At 42.6% G+C, this 20,188-nt stretch carries 10 protein-coding genes and 2 pseudogenes; 7 read left to right on the top strand and 5 right to left on the bottom strand.

The genetic code is table 11. The annotated features are described in order from the left end of the window. Positions 1–57 precede the first annotated feature (57 nt). On the top strand, positions 58–4,050 hold the full coding sequence (locus tag FCH32_RS21760; RefSeq protein WP_217439105.1) for an Ig-like domain-containing protein: 3,993 nt from the start codon (positions 58–60) through the stop codon (positions 4,048–4,050). A gap of 208 nt (positions 4,051–4,258) precedes the next feature. Next, positions 4,259–5,395 (top strand): annotated as a pseudogene (locus FCH32_RS21755) (IS3 family transposase); the annotation flags it as partial. A 190-nt stretch (positions 5,396–5,585) separates the two neighbouring features. Here FCH32_RS21755 and FCH32_RS21750 read toward each other — a convergent pair. Together FCH32_RS21750 and FCH32_RS21745 are read right to left on the bottom strand one after the other, a co-directional pair. Next, positions 5,586–9,365, bottom strand: a complete 3,780-nt coding sequence (locus FCH32_RS21750) for an ATP-binding protein (protein WP_174361518.1) — start codon at positions 9,363–9,365, stop codon at positions 5,586–5,588. Positions 9,366–9,441: 76 nt separating this feature from the next. Further along, positions 9,442–10,098, bottom strand: coding sequence for a response regulator (locus tag FCH32_RS21745; RefSeq protein WP_174361517.1), 657 nt, complete (start codon positions 10,096–10,098; stop codon positions 9,442–9,444). Positions 10,099–11,458: 1,360 nt separating this feature from the next. Here FCH32_RS21745 and FCH32_RS21740 point away from each other — a divergent pair. From FCH32_RS21740 to FCH32_RS21720, 5 genes are all read left to right on the top strand, one after another. Further along, the gene (locus tag FCH32_RS21740; RefSeq protein ID WP_174361516.1) at positions 11,459–12,760 is read left to right on the top strand and encodes a TolC family protein; all 1,302 of its coding nucleotides are present in this window, start codon (positions 11,459–11,461) and stop codon (positions 12,758–12,760) included. After that, complete coding sequence (locus FCH32_RS21735) at positions 12,753–14,906, top strand: ATP-binding cassette domain-containing protein (protein WP_174361515.1); 2,154 nt, start codon at positions 12,753–12,755, stop codon at positions 14,904–14,906. Before FCH32_RS21740 ends, FCH32_RS21735 begins: the two co-directional genes overlap by 8 nt. A 314-nt stretch (positions 14,907–15,220) precedes the next feature. Further along, the gene (locus FCH32_RS21730; protein ID WP_174361514.1) at positions 15,221–16,363 is read left to right on the top strand and encodes a beta-barrel domain-containing protein; all 1,143 of its coding nucleotides are present in this window, start codon (positions 15,221–15,223) and stop codon (positions 16,361–16,363) included. Between the two features lie 157 nt (positions 16,364–16,520). Continuing rightward, positions 16,521–17,147 carry a helix-turn-helix transcriptional regulator gene (locus FCH32_RS21725; RefSeq protein WP_174361513.1) on the top strand — a complete coding sequence of 209 codons (627 nt, stop codon included), beginning with the start codon at positions 16,521–16,523 and terminating at the stop codon, positions 17,145–17,147. Positions 17,148–17,380: 233 nt separating this feature from the next. After that, positions 17,381–17,968 carry a sigma-70 family RNA polymerase sigma factor gene (locus FCH32_RS21720; protein WP_174361512.1) on the top strand — a complete coding sequence of 196 codons (588 nt, stop codon included), beginning with the start codon at positions 17,381–17,383 and terminating at the stop codon, positions 17,966–17,968. 189 nt (positions 17,969–18,157) lie between these two features. Here the strand turns inward: FCH32_RS21720 and FCH32_RS21715 are convergent, their stop codons facing one another. The 3 genes and pseudogenes from FCH32_RS21715 to bufB form a co-directional block, all read right to left on the bottom strand. Further along, on the bottom strand, positions 18,158–18,631 hold the full coding sequence (locus FCH32_RS21715; protein WP_244958442.1) for a DoxX family protein: 474 nt from the start codon (positions 18,629–18,631) through the stop codon (positions 18,158–18,160). After that, positions 18,628–19,314, bottom strand: coding sequence for an HvfC/BufC N-terminal domain-containing protein (locus tag FCH32_RS21710; RefSeq protein WP_244958441.1), 687 nt, complete (start codon positions 19,312–19,314; stop codon positions 18,628–18,630). Before FCH32_RS21710 ends, FCH32_RS21715 begins: the two co-directional genes overlap by 4 nt. Positions 19,315–19,354: 40 nt before the next feature. Further along, positions 19,355–20,125, bottom strand: a pseudogene (gene bufB, locus FCH32_RS21705) (MNIO family bufferin maturase); the annotation flags it as partial. Positions 20,126–20,188 lie beyond the last annotated feature (63 nt).

Below are 20,188 nucleotides of genomic sequence, written 5' to 3'. Positions count from 1 at the left end.
ACCGCGCAGATTGCTTCGGGTGATTTTGCGTTCACCGTGATGGATAATATTGCAGTGATGCCGACAACAACCATTGTTTCCGTTATCGACAATGCCGGTGGTCAGCAGGGGCAGCTTGTAGATGGTCAGTCAACTGACGACACGACTCTGGCGCTGACAGGCACGGTGTCAGAAACGTTAACGACAAGCCAGGTAGTGGCGATTTACAACGGGACTACCCGTCTGGGTACAGCCACGGTTACGGGTACAGTCTGGACGTTTGCCAGTTCGTTGGTACCGTGGGCAGAGAACCGTCTTAGCGCCCGTGTTGAAAATGTCGCGACAAATGATGTCGGATTGCTAAGTCATGCTTTCACCGTTATTGAAAACGTTCTGAGTATCGCTTCGGGGGGGCATCATCTCGATAATATGGGCGCGCCAGTGGCCAACAACGGCTTTACCGATGATGCTACACCTACTCTGAGTGGTACTATTGCCGCCGGTCTGCTTGGCGCTGGAGAGAAAATCGGTATCTATGAGGGAAGCGTTAAATTGGGCGAGGCGGTTGTCACAGGCAGCAGTTGGTCCTTCACGCCTGTTATGCCACTTTCAGACGGCAAGCATATCTTTACCTCAAAAATTGAAGATTCGATGGGTTCCGTTCGCGTGGTCTCCAATAATTTTGCGCTAAACGTTGACAGTACGTTAGGTGCTCCAACCCAAACGACAACCATTGTTTCCATCAGTGATAATGAGGGTAACCAGACCGGGGAACTTGTCAAAAGTCAGTCGACCGATGACCAAATCCTGACGTTAACAGGCACTGTCTCGACGTCCTTGACGGTAGGGCAGGTCGTGGCAATCTACGATGGCGTTAATCGTCTGGGGCAAGCAGTAACGGTGGGCACTAGTTGGTCCTATACTACAGATATTATGTCATATGGCAGGCATGGTTTGACTGCGCGTGTGGAAAGTATCAGTAATGGAGATAACGGGCTGACAAGTTCGATTTACGACGTGAATATCAGTTCTCTCCAGTTGCTTCAGGTTATCTCAGATACGGGACTAACGGGGAATGTGTTAACAGGCAGTACGATGACAACAGGCGATACTTCACCGAAACTGGTTGGTCATTTGTCCGGTGAACTGGCTGCTGGGGAGCGCATTGCTGTATATAATAAAGGGCTGTATGTAGGTACGGCAACGCTTGACGTCGGCGACATTTGGTCCTTTACGATGCCTACGCTTACAGATGGCAGCTATGCATTATCTGTGGTGATTGAGAATACCGATACCGGTAATAGATCGACACAGACTGAGTTGGTGCTGAACATCGATACCGTGATCCCCACGCAGCACGCTGTGATAAATTCAGTGGGCAATGCCACACTCAGTGGCGAGGGGAATGATGTACTTCAACCGGTGATTCTGGGAACGCTTGATGCAGTATTAAAAGCAGGTCAGAAAGTAGCCGTATACGACGGGACTGTTTTGCTGGGCTTTGCTACTGTTGAGGGGGGTAACTGGAGCTTCAAAGCGCCTGAACTGACCGGGGGCACCCACACATTCCACGCTATCGTGGAGGGAGCCGGCACAGGACCTGTGACACCTGACTTTGTTGTATATGAAAACAGAGTGAGTGTAGACAGAGTTACCGATGTGTCAGCTACACCAACCATCACAGGTAGTCTGTTAGCCAGTGTCAATGGTTCGCAAGTGTTAGGGATTTATGATGGAAGTAACCGTATCGGGCAGGCTACTCTGAATGCTGATTTAACCTGGTCCTTTAAGGTGACGACAGGGCTCGCGCACGGAGCTCATAATCTGCATGTCCAGATCGAGGATTCTCTTCATCATATCCCTGTTTCTCGACAGGATTTCACCGCAGTAGTGGGCGTCCCCTCTGCCACGACAACGATCGCTGTACTGGGTTCAGACGGCTTTGTTTCTGATGGTACGACGCCATTCAGCATGGATGGTATTCCACAACTAAGCGGTACGCTTAACAAAGTGTTAACTGAAGGTGAACGTGTCTCGATTTATGACGGCAGCACCTATATGGGCAGTGCTGTTGTATCCGGTACTTCGTGGACATTCGTACTCATGGGCGGCAAGCCGAATGACGGGGATCGAGCACGACCACTACCGTGGACAAATGGGGTACATAACCTGAGTGTAGTTGTAGAAAATGTTTTATCTGGAGCCAGGGGGGTAAGCACTGATACGGTAGTTAATATAATTAACGGTAATTTTAATGCGATCCAGGATGATACCGGACTTATACAGGGGAATATTGCAGGCGCTATAGCGGATAACGGGTTTATACAAAAGCCATTGAAAGATGTGTTTACAGATGATGATACTCTTGTACTGGGTGGAACGTTATCCGGAGCACTGGTGGCCGGTGAAGTTGTGGCTATTTACGATGGTAATGTTCGACTGGGAGTGGCTGATATAACCGATGCCGCCTGGCAGTTTAGTCCCACGCTGGGTGTTGGCGTTCATCAGCTCGTCGCGGTTGTGGAGGACAGTAAAACACATATACAGCACCTGCGTCTTGGGAGTTTCGTTGTCCATGAGGTTATTGACATTACTCCTACGACCACTACAACAATCAATGAGCTTGTTGATTCGTCAACGGGAAGTAATCTAGTTAGCGGTGCAACAGCCTCCGGCACGTCGGTACTGGTAAATGGCACGCTGAGTCATACTCTTCTGTCAGGCGAGCAGGTCGTTGTTTATGACGGTTCATCGCGTCTGGGGATAGCCTCACTAAGCGATCTAACTCACTGGGTATTTCAATCGCAGAATCTTGGCCTGGGTTCGCATGCACTAAGTGCACGTATCGAAACTATTGCAGGCACAGGGGGATTAGTATCATCAGAGTGGGATGTTCAGATTATCGGTTCAGCACCGACCCAAACGGCTACGATTGATGGGCCACAGGTTCAAGTTCACAACATATATGACGGCAGTTACGCTAAATATTTTGTATGTAGTGCAGGAATTCAGACCTACTATGGCACGATGTCAGATAAGTTAGGAGGGAATGAACGGTTGGCAGTTTACGACTCAGGTAGGCTTGTAGGTTATGGTAACGTTGATCAGAATCTGCGCTGGACCTGTAATGTGGATCTCAGTAAGTATGGTACTCATTTAATCACCGTGAAGGTCGTAGATACTGTAACCGGAGCGGAAGGGGCTCAATCGGGATTCAACAAGGTTGTAAACTTATTTAATGATACTGAAAGCTCAATACATATAGATACCATAGGTACATTCGGTACAGACAGCGGCGCCTGGTCGGGTACCATTGAAGATGGCGGATATACGGACAGTACCAGTTTTATGGTGAGGGGTAAGTGGAACTTAGAGTCGGATGTAACTATGGTTGCATTCATTGATGGAACTTATGCAGCAACTAGTAATACCGATCACTACGGTGTCTGGACTGTGAATTTAACTAATCTGTCAGTTGGTGAACATGTATTAACGATACGGGGGTCGTCATTCTACAATAATGAAATATCCAATGTTCAGGATACTGTACACTTTACTGTTTTGGGGACAACCAATGGAGAGCTTTCTGCTTATACTCATGCCGTTAATGGTTTGCATACTCTGGCTGTTGATAGCTGGAAGCATGGTCCCAGCAATATGCGTACAATTGACTTAACTCAGGCTCCTTCACATGGTCAAATTGATCATATTGATTTAAGTCAGAACATCTATACTACTGATAGTTCAGGAAAAAGTAGCTTAACATCATGGAATAATAGTTCTCTTAAACTTGGACTGAACGATGTTTTGAAAGCTGGAACCGATCTCTTCAATGATGCGAAAGGCTGGTCAGGTCTGACTAGCGGGGGACGTCACCAGATTTTAATTGATGGTGATAAATCCGATTCCGTTACGCTTGGTGTCTCTAGCGATGCAAGTGACTGGAGTCGTAGCGCAGTTTCTATTACTCATGATAACCATGTTTACGCTGTCTATAACAGTACTGATGGGCAGGCGCAGGTGCTGATTGATTTGCAAATCCAGCGTGCGGCGGGAGGAGCAATTGTCTAAATAGAATATAAAAACACATAGTCACTCCTTGTGTGATTAATGGAGTGACACCATACTGCAATCTGCATAAGCAATTATTAAGAATCCGGAAATGAATTTCATTTCCGGATTTTTTAATTTCAACTAAATTACTCTTAACCTGCTCCCCGTTGATGAGTACACCCCGATGTTAGTAATGTCTTCATAAGCCATATGAGGATATCCCCATGAAGAAGCTTTTTCCGACCAACAGATCATCAGTATTCTCCGCGAGGCTGAAGCCGGGGTTTCTGCCAGTGAACTCTGCTGCAAGCATGCCATTTCCGACGCCACGTTTTACACCTGACGTAAGAGGTATGGCGGTATGGAGGTGCCTGAGGTTAAGCGCCTGAAGTCGCTTGAGGAAGAGAACGCCAGACTCAGGAAGCTGCTTGCGGGAGCCATGCTGGATAAGAAGGCGCTATAAGTGGCGCTTGGGCGAAAGTACTGACGACAGATCAGAAGCGGTAAGCCGTGGTGTTGATGTATGATGAGACCGGTCTGTCGCAACGTTGAGCCTGCAGACTCTGCCGCTATGAGGCTCAGCGTCCGTCTGCAGATGCGCATTTATCAGAGCGCGTCACTTAGCGCCATGCGTTTTAGCTACCGTAGCATCTGGCAGTTGCTTCGCCTTGAGCGTGTACCGGCTTTATCACTTCAGTCGCCTGGGCGTAAAACGCAGAAGACGTCGTAAAGGGCTGGCAACAGAACGTCTGGCGCAGCTCCGTCCGGCGGCGTCCAATCTGACCTAGTCGATGGATATCGTCATGGACGCATTGGACACCGGTCGCAGGATCAAATGCCTTAGCTGCGTGGACGACTTCACGAAGGAATGCCTGTCGGACACTGTTGCCTTTGGGATTTAGGCGTGCAGGTCACGCGTATTCTGGACAGCACTGCGCTGTTTCGCGGCTATCCGGCGACGATAAGAACTGATCAGTGCCCGGAATATACCTGCCGCGCCCTTGATCAATGGGCCTTTGAGCATGGCGTTGAACTGCGACTTTTCAAGCCCTGCAAGCTGACACAGAACGGATTTATTGAGAGTTTTAACGAAGGTTTTCGCGATGAATGCCTGAATGAACACTGGTTCAGTGATGTCAGTCATACAAGAAAAACCATCAGTTAATGACGTCAGTATTATAATGAGTGCCGCCCGCACTCCGCGCTGAATTATCAGACGCGGTCTGAATTTTCGGCGGCCTGGAGAAAGGGTAATTCTGATAGTGAAGGATCTGACATTACGAAGAGAACGTTGTATCTAATCCTGGGGGCAGGTCAATGTAAAAATGCAATTGAAGATGAGCGACGGCGCAAGGCTTGGTAAGCAAACCGGGTAAAAGACTTTAGAAAATGAAAGAAATATTATTAAGGGTAATAATTGCAATTAAAGATGTAATAAATTCATAATAATTCCTACATATAAGATTAACTGTCTGTTTCTTAACGGAAGTCTTGCTAGCTGAATTGCTACACGTCCGGTAAAAGAGTCGCAGGGCCATTGCCAAGGAACATTTTTAATTGCCCGGTGTTAATCGGTGTAATACATCGTTTACAAAAAATTTGAAATCGTTGAAAGCCTGCTGTAATTCAACAGGTTTGTTAGCTTTTGTCATGCTATTGAGATCGATACATTTCGCTGCAACAATCGGTTCCTGAATCATCATAAACGCTCCCCTCATTGAATGTAGCTGTGCGGCCACTTCATCCATATCACCACGTACCAGGGCATGTTCAATCGCAGAGAGGGAGAGAGTCGTGGCCGTTTTCATCGCCTCATATAATTCATGAGAAAGGCATTGACCCTGGGAAGTAACTACCGTGACAGACTTCTCACTGCCCGAGCTTAGGTTATGCCTGAGATGTTTACGTAGTGCTAAATCCAGTTCAGAAAGCGAAATCGGTTTGAGAATAATGTCATCAAATCCAGCAGCTAAACATCGCTGGAGGTCATCTTTTGTAGTACTGGCAGTAATTGCAATGATAGGTATCCATTCCTGTTGGTTACGAAGCTGTTCTGATAAACCATAACCATCGAGAAGCGGCATTGATAAATCAGTCAGGATGATATCGTAACGTTTGTTTTTAAACATCGTAAGCGCGATCAGACCATTTTCTGCAAAATCTGCGTCGTGGCCGAGGAGCTTAAGCTGTTCACGGATTAGTATACGATTCGCTTCATGATCTTCTGCCACTAATATATGTGCTCTTTTAACAGAGTCAAGTCGCTCATAGGCAACTGGAGGAACGGAAGTTTCTGCGCTTTCCAAACCCATAGCAAGCATAATAGCTGACCGCAAACCAGCTAGTGAAAAGCAGGATACAGAGATCAGCTGCTCATCCATAATGGGCATAGACGGACCATGTATGCTGACGTTAATAATCCGTGAATTTAGCGCTGCGCGCTCATATACAAGTAATTCCTCATGAGAAAGTTCGTTAATAATCAGTATTTGTGACTGTGAGTATGTTACTTCTTCCGTAGACTCTTTTATGTTGACTTGCAACCCCCATTTGACAAGGTGAGGGGTAACGGCCCTGGGCCAGTCGGAGTGCTTACTGATGATTGTAATATTCATTTCAGGAGAAAATAGTGGTACCAGACGAGGAGAGGTGACTGGCTGCACAGGTAGTTTTACTGAAAAAATACTTCCAACACCGGGTTTACTTTCTAATGTTATCTCGCCCTGCATTAGCTCTGTGAGCCGTTTACATAATGTCAGACCAAGGCCGGAGCCACCGAAGCGCCGTGTAATTGAAGAGTCAGCCTGCATAAACGCCTGGAAAAGATCCTGTTGGATAGATTCATGAATACCAATACCTGTGTCACATATACGAATGAAGATCATGGACCCAGATAAAGCGTCATTTTCTAGCTCAAGGGACAGTGAGACAGTGCCGGATTCTGTGAATTTGATTGCATTACTGACAAGATTGTTAACTATTTGTCGGATGCGTGTGGGGTCACCACAGTAATATTGCTCAATCTCTGCAGAGATGATTAGGTTGAGTGTTATTTCTTTTTTACTGGCAAGTGGAACGAACATTTGAGCAATTTCTTCAAACATATGAATGATATCAAACGCTGTATTTTCCAGTATTAACTGATCGGATTCAACTTTTGACAGATCCAGAATATCGTTAATAATATTTAATAGTGAGCGTGAAGATGTCGTAACAGTATGTAATCTGTCACGCTGTAACAGCGTAAGAGAGGAGTATTCCAGCAACTCGAGGTTGCCAAGAATTGCGTTCAATGGTGTGCGAATTTCATGGCTCATAGTTGCGAGAAAGTTCGATTTTAACTTTGTCGCATTTTCAGCCGCTGCTTTTGCTTGCAGGATCGCCAGTTCAGCTTGCTTTCGTATGGTAATGTCCGTTACCGTGCCGAGAAGTAATGGCTCTCCGTTATGAATGATGGTGGTCAGGTGAACAGATGCATCCCAGAATTCTCCATTTGGACGCCTGAGCTGCCATTCGAAAATATTATTACCTTTTTTCAGCGCAATAGCCTGTTCGTTCATTGCGGCTGTCCAGGTATCAACTTCGGCATACTGAAAGGGAGCTGAAACATCTAAGGTTGTTTTACCAAGCAGCTCATCTCTAAGAGTATAACCGTATATGTTTACAGCTGCAGGATTACAATCAACTATCTGACCCGTTTCTGGTGTAATTACTACTATGGGGGTATGGGACTCCTGAAAGAGAACTTTATTATACGCTTCACTTTCCTTAAGTAACTTTTCTATGGTACGACGCTGCGTAATATCACTTGCAATAATACATATTGCGTAAGGATTTCCATTGTCATCAAGTAGCGGGAATTTATTTGTTAAAAAACTATGAACACCATCCGGTGTGGGAATTTCTTCTTCAAATTGCCTTGTAGATACCTTTGAAAGAACATCCAGGTCAACTGATCTTAATTGTGAAGCCAGAGTGCAATCAAAGATTTCATAATCAGTTTTACCAATAACAGAGCCTTCAGCAAAATTAAATAACTGTTCAAAGGAACGATTATTAAGGACGTATTTCCCTTGCAAATCTTTTATAATAACGATAGCAGGGTTTTCATCGATGACGTCCTGCAATAATTTTTTTGAATTATATTGCTCAGTAATATCCTGATAAAATCCATTTAAAATAACAGAATCATTAGATACATTTGAATCAGTGATAACCGTAGCTAATATCCAGCGTGTGTGGGTATCAATAATCATTCTGAAAATCATATGGACAGATAAATGACCTCCTTCAGTGAAAACTTTTTTTGCAAATTTAATGGAAGCAATTTTCACGCTTAAGATATCTTCCGGGTGCAAGTTTCGCATCAACGCATTTGCATTTTCAAGTAATTCTTCGGAGGCTACACCAAGTACTATAGAAGCTTGCTCGCTGATAAAATTATATGATAATGTCTTTTTTCTGTTTAAAGACATCTGAAATACTACCAGCGGCAGTGAGTTTGTCATGGCCTTAAGTTGTATTAATTGACTCTTAATTTTTTGTGACATCATGGCAATATTTGATTTTAATCGTGCCAGTGCATGAAGTAATTGGCTGACTTCATCATCAGCAAATTTTTTCGATGAGTCGCTATCAGGCAAATTATCAGCAATACTGTTAGCTATATCAACTGCATTATGGATTGGACGGGTGATTGAACGAGCAAGCAAGAAAGAGAATAGTGCTCCAAGTATGATAGCGATGAGCATACTGTAAAGAGTTATAGAGTGTATATGTGTATATTCTTTCAGCGCTTCTTCATAATTATTATTTGTCACTTCAACTTGTAGTTTAATCAGTTGACTTAGATCATAATGAAATGTATTAAATTTCCTATCTAAATTAGTTCGGCTGGCGGCAGCTCTTCCTGCTTCATGGCCCTGATCTCGATAGGCGGCTATAACAGTATTACGCGCTAATGCCAAATCATTAATGTGGGCTTCAGCCTGCCTTGCCAAAATTGTTTCTTTATTAGTCAGAAAGGTATTACGATATGCTTTCCATTTTTTTTCACGTTCAGAAGCAATCTTATAAGAGTTTTTAATGATTCGTGTTATCTCTTCTGGTGACTGCTCATCTTTTAATTTGTCAATAAGTCGTAACAAATACATTGTATCATTCACGACTCCACTAAGTTGTATCAAAGCAACAGTTCGATTATCATAAACAGTCTTGAGCCTGTCCTTCGTATTGGCCATGCCATTGAGACCCTGTAGACCCAGAATCATTGTTACGGAAGATAAAAAGGTCGTCAATATAAATAACTTTATTCCTATTTTGATTCTGTTCATTTGTTGACCTTTTTATTATCCGGTACGAAGTTATTTTCTAGACGGTTAATTTTTTCGGGATATAAAGAGGATAGGTTCATAGCAAACCAATTTCAATTGCAACTTTAATCAAATCAGGTTCGTTTATCGCACCCAGTTTCTTCATTGCATTTTGTTTTTGTGCGCTAATAGTTTGTTTGCTTCTGCTTAATTTTTCTGCAATTTGATTAATAGTATACCCCGCTACATACATTCTAATCACTTCGATTTCACGTTTTGACAGGCCATACAAGTAGTCTATTTTATCCGGATTAACATTTAAACGTTTTACAATTTCATCAGTTGCAGGGGAAAAATATTTTTTTTCGGAATATGCAGCACGAATAGCATAGGCTATGTGTTGCACCGGATCTGATTTGCTTAAAATACAATTAATATCGTTTCGGAGTAAATCACTGATAATTGCCGGATTATCTAGCATTGTAAAAACAACGATCTTTATATTGGGATAGCGCCGTTTAATAAAAGTCAGGAGGGAAGTGCCATCACCATATTTACCTCCCGGCATAGCATAATCCGTTACAATTACATCACATTCATGTTCATCAAGAATCGAGATCAATTGTGTTGAATCTGATGCAGCACCAATGATATTCAGCATGCGATTTGCAGCAAGCTCATGTTTGATCCCAATTAGCAGCGCCGGGTGATCGTCTGCAATGGCAACATTAATTCCGTGGTGTCCGCTATACATGATTGTCTCAACTTCTGAACTGTTCTTTCTCTGAACTATTATGGATGATTTTCCCTATGTTTGACAAGATTAGTCTTAAAAGGCTGAAGTTAACGTTCTCATGTCAGCCTTCTCTGAGGTCTTCAAATCCCAGTCCTGAAAAATAAATAGATTTATATTTTATTATAATTGTATCATTTGGTATAAAGTATCGATTCCAATCAAAAATGCGGTCGTTTATTCTTGAAAAACAAGATGAGTTAAAGACACGAGCGACTCTGAATTGTGGTGCTTTAGACTGAAATAAGTATTTTACAATAATTTTTGTAAAGTTACTTCAGACCTGTGCGGGTTTGGTTACAAGAAAATTACGGTGCTAGGCTGAAATATTGGATGATATCTTTATCTTGGGTTCAGACATGGTTATGTTCTTGTACATAAGATCCACTAAGGTTATCGAGCTCCAGCTCAGATCACAGATGTTTTCACGTTCCAACGCGGTTGTTCTCGATTTGATTTTGCGCGCATTATAACTCTAGATTTTATACACTATTATTATATTATTATGCACATGTATATTTATGAAGTATGCATTATTTGCAAGCCTGAAAGCGTTAATTTATTTTTACGGATAAAAATACTATATCGAAACAGGATATACTATCATAGTACGATGCATACTTTTACAAATATATATCCATATGAATTTATGTTTGATTTAGCATTATTTTGAGGAAAACACAGAGCTCAAAGTGGAAAATGATAGAAGGATTACAGTGCACCAGTTAGATGCATATATAAAATATCATTAAGCGGTTAAATCACTGTGGATAAAAACTTAATGTCTGATGATATTGTAAAACTCCTAAAAAGATGCCTGCAAAGCGAAATATCTTCTGGGAGCTGTTAAGCTAAATTTTGTAGAAAGCCCACCAGATAACATCATCACCACCCATGTCACCGGGATTTTATCATCAGCGTAATTAGCATAAACATGCTAACAAGATGTCAATGCTAAAATAAACCAAAGGGATTATTAATACGATGGAATTCGCCATTTAAAACGTTACTCTATAGAGAAAAGCTCTGTTCGGGTGCGCTTGTAAAGTGCATTATAACGAGCTGAACTACATATACTCACGTCTTTTCGCTATGTTGTTCCTCATAAAACCCATAACAAATTATTACTATTGCATACTCTTTAAACAGATTACATTGAGATAAGAGATCTATTATGGGACTGGTCCTGTATACGCATAAGTTACTGTCGGCTATCATCCTTGCAATCTGTATTTCTAAATAATATCTTCACGCATTAATTATCTGCGTTAGTTTAGAATGTCCGCTATGTCATGTTATATGTATTGCTAGGAGTGAGAACGTGTTGTGTAATCCTGAATTATTTACCTTTAGAGCGAATCTAAGGGCTTATTTGGTTTTTTTAATGGTGATCGGTATAAGTGTATTCCCGGTTTTTAGTGTACATGCATTAACACTACAACAACTTATTGCTATTTCTGTTGAAACGCATCCTTCTGTTAAATCTAGTGAGAATCTATATGGTGCTGCGCATTCTGAAGAAGATGCGGCCTGGCAAAATTTTTTGCCAACACCATCTATAAGTTTAGATTCGACCGACTCAGGCAGTTCGAGAGGTGGTGTTGCTACTTTACAGCAACCGCTATGGTTTATTTCTGGTACACAGAAACCCCTTTATCAAGCCGCTGAGTCACGTGCCCGTGGAGCCAAATTTGCAGTATATGAAGCGCAGGATGGCGTGGCACTTAACGTGCTGAATGCTTATGGTGCATGGTTAAATGCTGCAGATAGAGAAGGGGTTGCAAGAAGTGATTTAGTCTATTTAGGTACATTACTTAATCAAATTGACCGGCGAGTAAGTTCAGGTGCTTCCGCTCCGGTTGAGCGCGCATTAGTTGTTTCTCGACGTCTTTCTTCACAGGGAATTGAAGCAGCGAGCCATTCTGCAGCGCAGGCCGCACTTGAACAGCTTATGCAAATGACGGGCGAAACATTACAGGAGCAAGGTCTTTACGACGATAAAACACTTGCGCCTGTTTTGCCAGGACAAGAACAGCTCCTGGAAGAAGCATTAGCCCGTAATCCCACCCTAAAACGACTAAGAGCTGAAACAAAAGCGCTTAAATCTGAAGTGTCAGCGAGTCATGAAGCATTGAAACCTCAGATTTACGTGCAGATGCAAGAAAGCTGGAGGCATGGCTCAGAAAATGACCATAGTATCGGTCTTGGGGTTAGATGGTCGCCAGGAGCTGGTCTATCTTCTCTTTCTGCTACTAATGCAGCTTCCAGTCGGGCTTTGGCGGCTAGAGAGTCTGAGGAAAATGCAGCGAGGCAGGTTAAAGAGCAGTTAGGCAGCACTTATGCTCAGTACGAGGGTACCCGCCAGCGTTTGTCGCTTCAGTTAGATAGTCTTCAGACATTGATATCCATTAGGGATTCCTATTTACGCCAGTTCAATGCTGGCCGTCGTCAGTGGCAAGAAGTGATGAATGCCGCACAAGATGTAAGTGAAGCACGATACACGATAGCAGATATGCGCGCCTCACTTCTAATTTCTGGATACCAGCTACTTCTTTTGGCCCGAGGTAACAAGGGCACGGAAGATGCAAAAGAAATCAAATTTTTAGGAAGCACCAATGACTAATAATTCCTCATCACATTCTTTGTGGTTACTGGAGCAGTTATCACGTATCAAAGGCGCAAAATCGTTATCTCGTGCAAATGCGCTTACCTTCGCAAAACGTTTGCAAGAAGATGCAAGTATGCCTGAGTGTCAGGCTTGGATAAATTTTGTGTTTACTGAGTATGGATTACAAATGCAACCATGGTGTGAGCAGCCGAGGGAAGAAGTATTACCCATGCTTGCTTTGATACCAGGTAAGGGGGCCTGTTTAGTCTATGGTGGTACTAAGGAAGATGGCTGGTTGGTTGATAGTGTGGAAGGTCGTCAAACGGTAAAACGTTTTGTTGAAGGAGCCATTTTCATTCCGGTACGAGCCCATGTATTATCAAAACAGGACCGCACCGCAGGGTCACTTCTTCGCGCTGTTTTTTTTGAAAAAAAACACTGGCTGGCTTTTGCAACCCTTGCAACTATTCTTGGAAATTTATTAGCTTTAGCTGTATCTCTTTATTCTATGCAGGTCTACGACCGTGTCATACCAACGAATGGTGTTTCTACACTGATTGTACTGACCACGGCAGCGGCATTTGCCATTTGTCTCGATTTATTACTGAAACTTGCTCGGTCCACGATCGTAAATGCATCCCTGAATGGAATCGATGAAAAACTTTCCCATGGACTTTTTGCCCGACTGCTTCGTATTCGCATGGATCAATTCCCACCAAATGTGGGCTCTTTAGCGAGCCAGTTGCGGGGCTATGAAACCATACGTGGTTTTGTGTCTACATTGACGCTCTATTTGATTGCAGATGCACCCTTTGCGTTGCTTTTTTTAGTCGGCATTTTTTTTATCGGTGGCGCTCAGCTGGCTGGTGTGGTTGTCATATTTCTTCTGTTATCCCTTGTTAGTGGGCTGCTTTTCCGTCGACGAATTGAAACGGCCGCTCATTCTGGCATTGGATTGGGCAACCGTAAACACGGTATGTTAATCGAGGCTGTTGAAGGGGCCGAACTCATTAAGGCGAACAGTGCGAGCTGGCAGTTCCAAGCCCGGTGGAATGCTGTCTCACAGAATGCAATCGAACATGATGGTAAAGTCCGAAAACTGAGTGAAATGGCTTCATATTTGGGAGGGGCAATTCAGCAAGCTTCGTACATCGGATTGATTGCTTGTGGTGCATACGTTGCAGGTGAGGCGAATCTCACCACTGGTGCATTAGTTGCTTGCTCTATTTTATCTGGACGTGTGCTTGCACCTATTGGAATGTTACCAGGATTACTCGTCCAGAGTGGACATTCTAAGGCTGCACTTAAGAATCTCAACGCCGTATTTGGCTTGCATAGCGATAATCATGATGTTTTGTCGCCCATGATACCTGATTCAATAAGTGGCCGTTATAACCTGAGAAATGTATCTTTTGGTTACACCCCCGAAATAAAATCGTTGACTATTCCCAATCTTGATATAGCAGCGGGAGAAAAAATAGCAATTTTGGGTACAGTAGGCGCAGGAAAGAGTACCCTTTTGAGGGTTCTTTCTGGGCTCTATAAGCCCCAGGAAGGACAGGTCTTGCTGGATGGTTTAGAACTGCAACAGATCAGTCGGCAAAGATTATGTGATGACTTGGGTTATTTACCACAGCAGATTTCTTTATTCTCGGGCACATTGCGTGACAATTTGCTCCTGGGGACACCTGGTTGTAGTGACGAAAAATTACTACAGGTCTCCAGAGAAACGGGTTTGCTTGACTTGATAGGACGTCACCCTAAAGGGTTTGACTTACCCATTGCTGAAGGTGGCGCGGGTCTATCCGGGGGGCAGCGCCAACTTGTCTCACTGACACGGTTGCTACTGGCAGAACCAGCACTATGGTTACTTGATGAACCTACTGCATCCATGGATGCTGCTACAGAAGAGCGTTGTCTTACTGCATTAGGCTCTGCGATGCAGGATAAGCATACTGTTGTTATCGTTACACATAAACCAGCTTTATTAGGTCTGGTGAACAGAATTATCGTCATGACGCCGGATGGTATATCACTTGATGGCCCACGGGATTTAGTGCTGAATCATCTTAAGGGTAATACTCGTCAGTTAACGACGGTCAAAACAGAAACCACGGAAGCCTCACTATCCGCTCAAAACGGAAGTCAGCGCAGAATTTAAGAAACGAATGAAATATGTATACAATCAATTACGATATCAAAAATATGCTTAAAGAGAAAATCTATCAAATAGAACATACGCATACACTCAATGATTATTCTATGGTTTCGTGCTAATCATGCAGAATAAAAAGATCCGCATCTCATTATGAGAGAACAGATTCCGTTCGTATTTCTGAAAAAGTTTTTAGCGATGTTAATTATTTGGATTGAGCAGTGTTTTTTTGGTTAATAACTTCTCTTGTATTATCTATTCAGCCACGATAGGTAATGTTGTTATATTTCTTAATTGTTATATAAGGTTTGATTAAACTGATGAAAGAAACATTTTTTTGGAGTGCAAAAAGTTTTATTCTTTTGTCCACACTTTTGCTTATAGCCTTATTTTATTGGGCACACTTGACAAAAATTGATGAAATTGTTAGAGCAAGCGGCAGGTTAATAGCTGCTGATGGCCTTCAGACAATACAGGCAGCTGATCCTGGCCAAATTGATAAAGTCCATGTGCATGAAGGACAAACGGTATCTAAAGGTCAATTACTCGTCAGTATGCAAAATGCGCGTGCAAATGCGGGCTTAGAAGAAGCTAAATCTAAAGTTGCTGCATTGAAGGTTGCAATCATTCGTTTGCATGCAGAGATGTTTGATGAACCCCTGGTGTTTTCGCAAATATTCGATGCCTATCCAGAATTTATTCTTAACCAAAAGCAACTTTTTTTGGTTCGTCAGCGAACTCTCCATGAAGGGATAGCGGCGCTTGAGGCTAGTTTACGTATTGCCCAGCAAGAGTTGGCTGTGGTGAGACCGTTACTTTCCAGCGGTGACATTGGTAGAGGGGAAGTGTTACGTTTGGAAGCGCATACTGTTGAATTGAGGGGGCAAATCGTTAATTTACGAAATAAATACTTCCAGGATGCCCAGGCAGAAATGACAAAGACGGAAGAAGAATTATCCTCAAGAGAACAAGATCTGGCTGACCGCACTGAAGTAATGCGTAACACTGAAATCCTGGCTCCGGTTAACGGTGTTGTAAGAAATATTAATATTCTTACGTCTGGTGCAAATGTAAACCGAGGTGATGTCATCATGGAATTGGTTCCTAATGATGGCGTACTAAGTTTTGAAGCGAAGCTACGATCGGCTGATGTTGCGTTTGTTCATGTAGGAGCACCGGCTACAATCAAGCTTGATGCTTATGATTATAGTATTTACGGCATGTTACAAGGTGAAGTCGACTTTGTCAGCCCTGATGCTTTAACAGAAAAAAACGTGCGTGGTGAAGAGGTTTTTTATCGGGTGCGAGTCAAGGTCGCGTCAAATGAAACGCATGTTAGGAATATGGTATTACAGCCAGGAATGACGGGGCAAATTGATATCCGCACGGGAAAACGCACGGTTTTAACTTACCTAACAAAACCCGTTACCAAGACATTCAAAGAAGCTCTCACGGAACGTTGAGAGAAAATATAGTTTAACTTTTTTTCGTCAATGCTTGCTATTTTGTAGTGAATAATAGTTGCGACTGTTACGCACTACGATTTATAGAATGGACGACAAAAAAATAAATTCCGATTAGTAAGATAATTTTAAAACAACCATTAATATTTGGTGGATTATGATTTCTATACTTTCAAAAGATTTTTATTTCATTAATGGCATTAGCCATTTGATAAAGAAAATACCTTCAGCGTTGTTAAAGCGTATGCCTTGTAAAGGTGAAATTTGCATTGTGGATGTATCATGTATTGATAATTTTAACACTCTAAAAAAGAAAAAGTTTTGTCATTTTATTTTTATTTTAAAAAATAAAAATATTCTTGAAATGGTGCCGAATTTACGTAACCTAACCTTTGATTATTCTGTTGTCTCCAGAAACGATACCCATGATAATATTTATCGCATTATTATAACAACTCTGTTGTCCATAGTTAAAGGTCAGTGTTTGATGAAGGGGATCACTTCGCCAAACAAAACAAGGATAACTCCAAGAGAGATTCAGCTTATAAACTATGCATCTCAGGGGTTTAGTGTAAGTAAAATAGGGAAACTTCTTTCAATCAGCCATAAGGGGGTTTATGCGTTGAAAAGATGTTTCATGGTAAAAATTAATTCTTCTGGCATGGCTGGATTGTATTTCGCAGTCGGAGAAATGAATGTAATTTCTTCGATAATTTCAGTTCAAGGGGCTGAAGGCGGCGGCGATCATGCGCAAACATTTTATTGTCGTAGTATTTCTCCATAATTAAAGAACTCATTAGAAACATTTGAACCTTCAAATACCTGGGGTGGCAAGTATTTACGATGAATTTATTTCTAATCATATAAAGATATGTTTCTGGTTTCTAATTCTTGAGTGGGGCTGCTGCAAATAACCTTTAATTAATTATTATAAGTTAAGTTTTATTCGGTTTGCTTCATATATTTTAAATTTTACACTTGATTACTTATCACATGGTTTATATGGAATATCCTGTAATGACAGACTTTACGATCTCCCTAGAAGATCCACACTTTTTTATGGAATTGCACGCACAGATGTTACAATTCGCTCGGTCGCAGTTAGATGATCATCATCAGGCGGAAGATGCCGTTCAGGAGGCTCTGGAAGGTGCAATGAAAAATGATGCTACTTTTAACGGAAAAGCAGCATGGAAAAGCTGGGTCTTCGCTATCCTACGTCATAAAATCGCTGATACGCTACGACAACGTTATAGCAGCCAGAATATTTTTGTCAGTCCGACTGAGGAAGAGGACTTCGAATCGCTTTTCAATAGTAAGGGGCACTGGCCAGCAGATGATTATCCTACTTGTTGGCCAAGACCTGATCGAGCAATGGAACAGGAGCAATTCTGGTTGATATTTGAAATATGTTTAACACAAATACCAGAACATCATGCTCGGGCATTTATAATGCGTGAATTCATCGGTCTTGAAACTCATGAAATCTGTTCGATGATGGCGGTGACGGTAAATAATCTCAATGTCATGTTATGGCGGGCAAGAATGAGGCTGAGAGAATGTCTTGCCCAGCGATGGTTTAATACCAGAGGGGAGCATGCTTAATTGTTATCATGCGACATGTTTATTATCACAGCAACAAGAAGGTAGGCTCTTAGTAAAACAGCTTGTATTCTGAATTTACATCTCCTTTTCTGCCATGGTTGCCGGAACTTTCAGCATCAACTTCATGATCTGCTTCGGCTTTCCCACCTTTTTGCCAACATAAATGCTGAGGAAGCCGAATTATAAGAATCAGCGACGGCGGAAAATTAAGTGATCCAATGACAACTGGCCTGCCCCATAACTCATTAAATGCAATTGTGCTGCTAACCAGATCGCATGAACAGGCCACGCATCAGGATAAACCAAAAGCTGAATAACAAGCGTCATTATCATTAATGCCAGAGCTGAGAAACGAGTAGCCAGTCCTAAAATCAGTAGTATAGGGAAAAGGTGTTCAGCTGATGCTGATAGAGTTGCGGCTAGTTCTGGGGACAATAATGGAAGGCGATATTCATCCCGAAAAAGATCGATAGCATTTGTTGTGACATGCGGAAAACCCAGCTCAATATGTGAGCCACCAAGGATATCAATTTGAAGCCCTTCCACCTTACTCTGACCAGAGAGGAAGAATGTGGCTGCTAGCCCTGCACGTGCCAGCAATCCTATTACGGTACTTTTCACTAAGGTCTGTACATAATTCATTTTATTGATAATAATTTTCAAAGTATGTTCTCGCGTAAGTTGACTATCAGTCCAAACCGGTGAAGCTCGGTCAGGGCTTTTTCTGGATCAAATTCAGTTTCGTATTGTTGGCCAGCTTTAACTGAAGCCATAAGTGTTGCTCCAGAAAGCAGGGCATTAACAAATTGTGCCTGCCCGCTACTGATCGGAATGACTACTACATCGTTATCATGACGAAAGAGCATTACGCTTTCCGCTTGGCAGGGGTCAATGTCAGTCAGGGAGATATTCTTTTTATGTGCAATCCAAATTTTATAAACAGCATAAGACGAACGGACGATATTCAGTGACGTGTTCAGTATCAAACCTGTGGTTTGTGGATCAAATGCGTCACTATTTATTTCTTTGTTAGCCTGTAAATCAACTGCATGTAATGAGCTAATGAACGCGAATTCAAGCGTGGCCAAATCAGCCAACCAGGGCCATTCAGCCAGAGGAGGGAAAGTCGCAATCCAGGACGAAAGATTACCCCCGTAATATGCCAAAATTGGTGATGAGGGGGGGGACTGGCGAATAAATTCTGCCGCCATTGCGCGAAAAAAGTCCTTTCCAACCTGAGCCTGTAATATTGGATAATTATCCACAAGCGCATCAATCAACGAGGCCATGACATTATTACGATATACTGCGAAACGTGCCAATGGATCGCTTCCGTTCCAGACCATTATTCCAACGGGGCATGACATCCTGGGGTTAATTAGCGCATCATAAAAGGATTGAAGCACGGTTACCTCCCATCAACATTTTTTGCTCAGCACGATCAGCTTCCATAAGCAGTCTCTCCAGTGGAGGAATATTGCTGTCCCATTCGATCAATGTGGCGACGGCACCTGTATGGACCAGTGCTTCTTCATATAACGACCATACTGGAGCGCTCACTTCTGTATCGTGCGAGTCAATTAATAGTCGATCACCTGCAGCATCAATATTTTCGGCGTACCCTGCAAGATGAATTTCACCGACACTGTTTAATGGTAATTCACGTAGCATGCGTCTCGGGCAGCGGTTGTGATTCACTGCACTAATATAGAGATTGTTTACATCAAGCAATAAACCACAACCCGTTCTATGAATTACTTCAGTGATAAATGAGGTTTCACTCAACGTTGAAGTATTAAATTCAAGATAAGTTGCAGGATTTTCAAGAAGTAAAGGCCGACACAAAACATCCTGTACTTGATCTATATGTTCACAAACCCGCGACAACGTTGTCATGTTGTATGGCAGTGGAAGCAGATCGTTAAGAAAATATCCCTCATGTGTTGACCAAGCGAGATGCTCAGAGAAAGCATGCGGCTGATAACGTTTAACCAAATCGGCAACCATTTTGAGATGATGTTGATTCAGCGTTTGTTCACCACCGATGGACATCCCTACACCATGGATTGAGAGTGGATATCGTTCCCTTATAGCATGTAGTGCAGAATGCATTGGCCCGCCTGCCACAAGGTAATTTTCTGCATGTATTTCTACAAAGCCGACGTCATATTTTAATTCTTGCGCGAGTAGCTGTCGAAAGTGTTCAGGTTTTAAGCCAAA

Source organism: Citrobacter gillenii, from assembly GCF_013337685.1.
Lineage (GTDB): Bacteria > Pseudomonadota > Gammaproteobacteria > Enterobacterales > Enterobacteriaceae > Citrobacter > Citrobacter gillenii.
The sequence above is the reverse complement of the archived record's forward strand: the minus strand, read 5'-3'. Positions and strand labels throughout refer to the sequence as shown.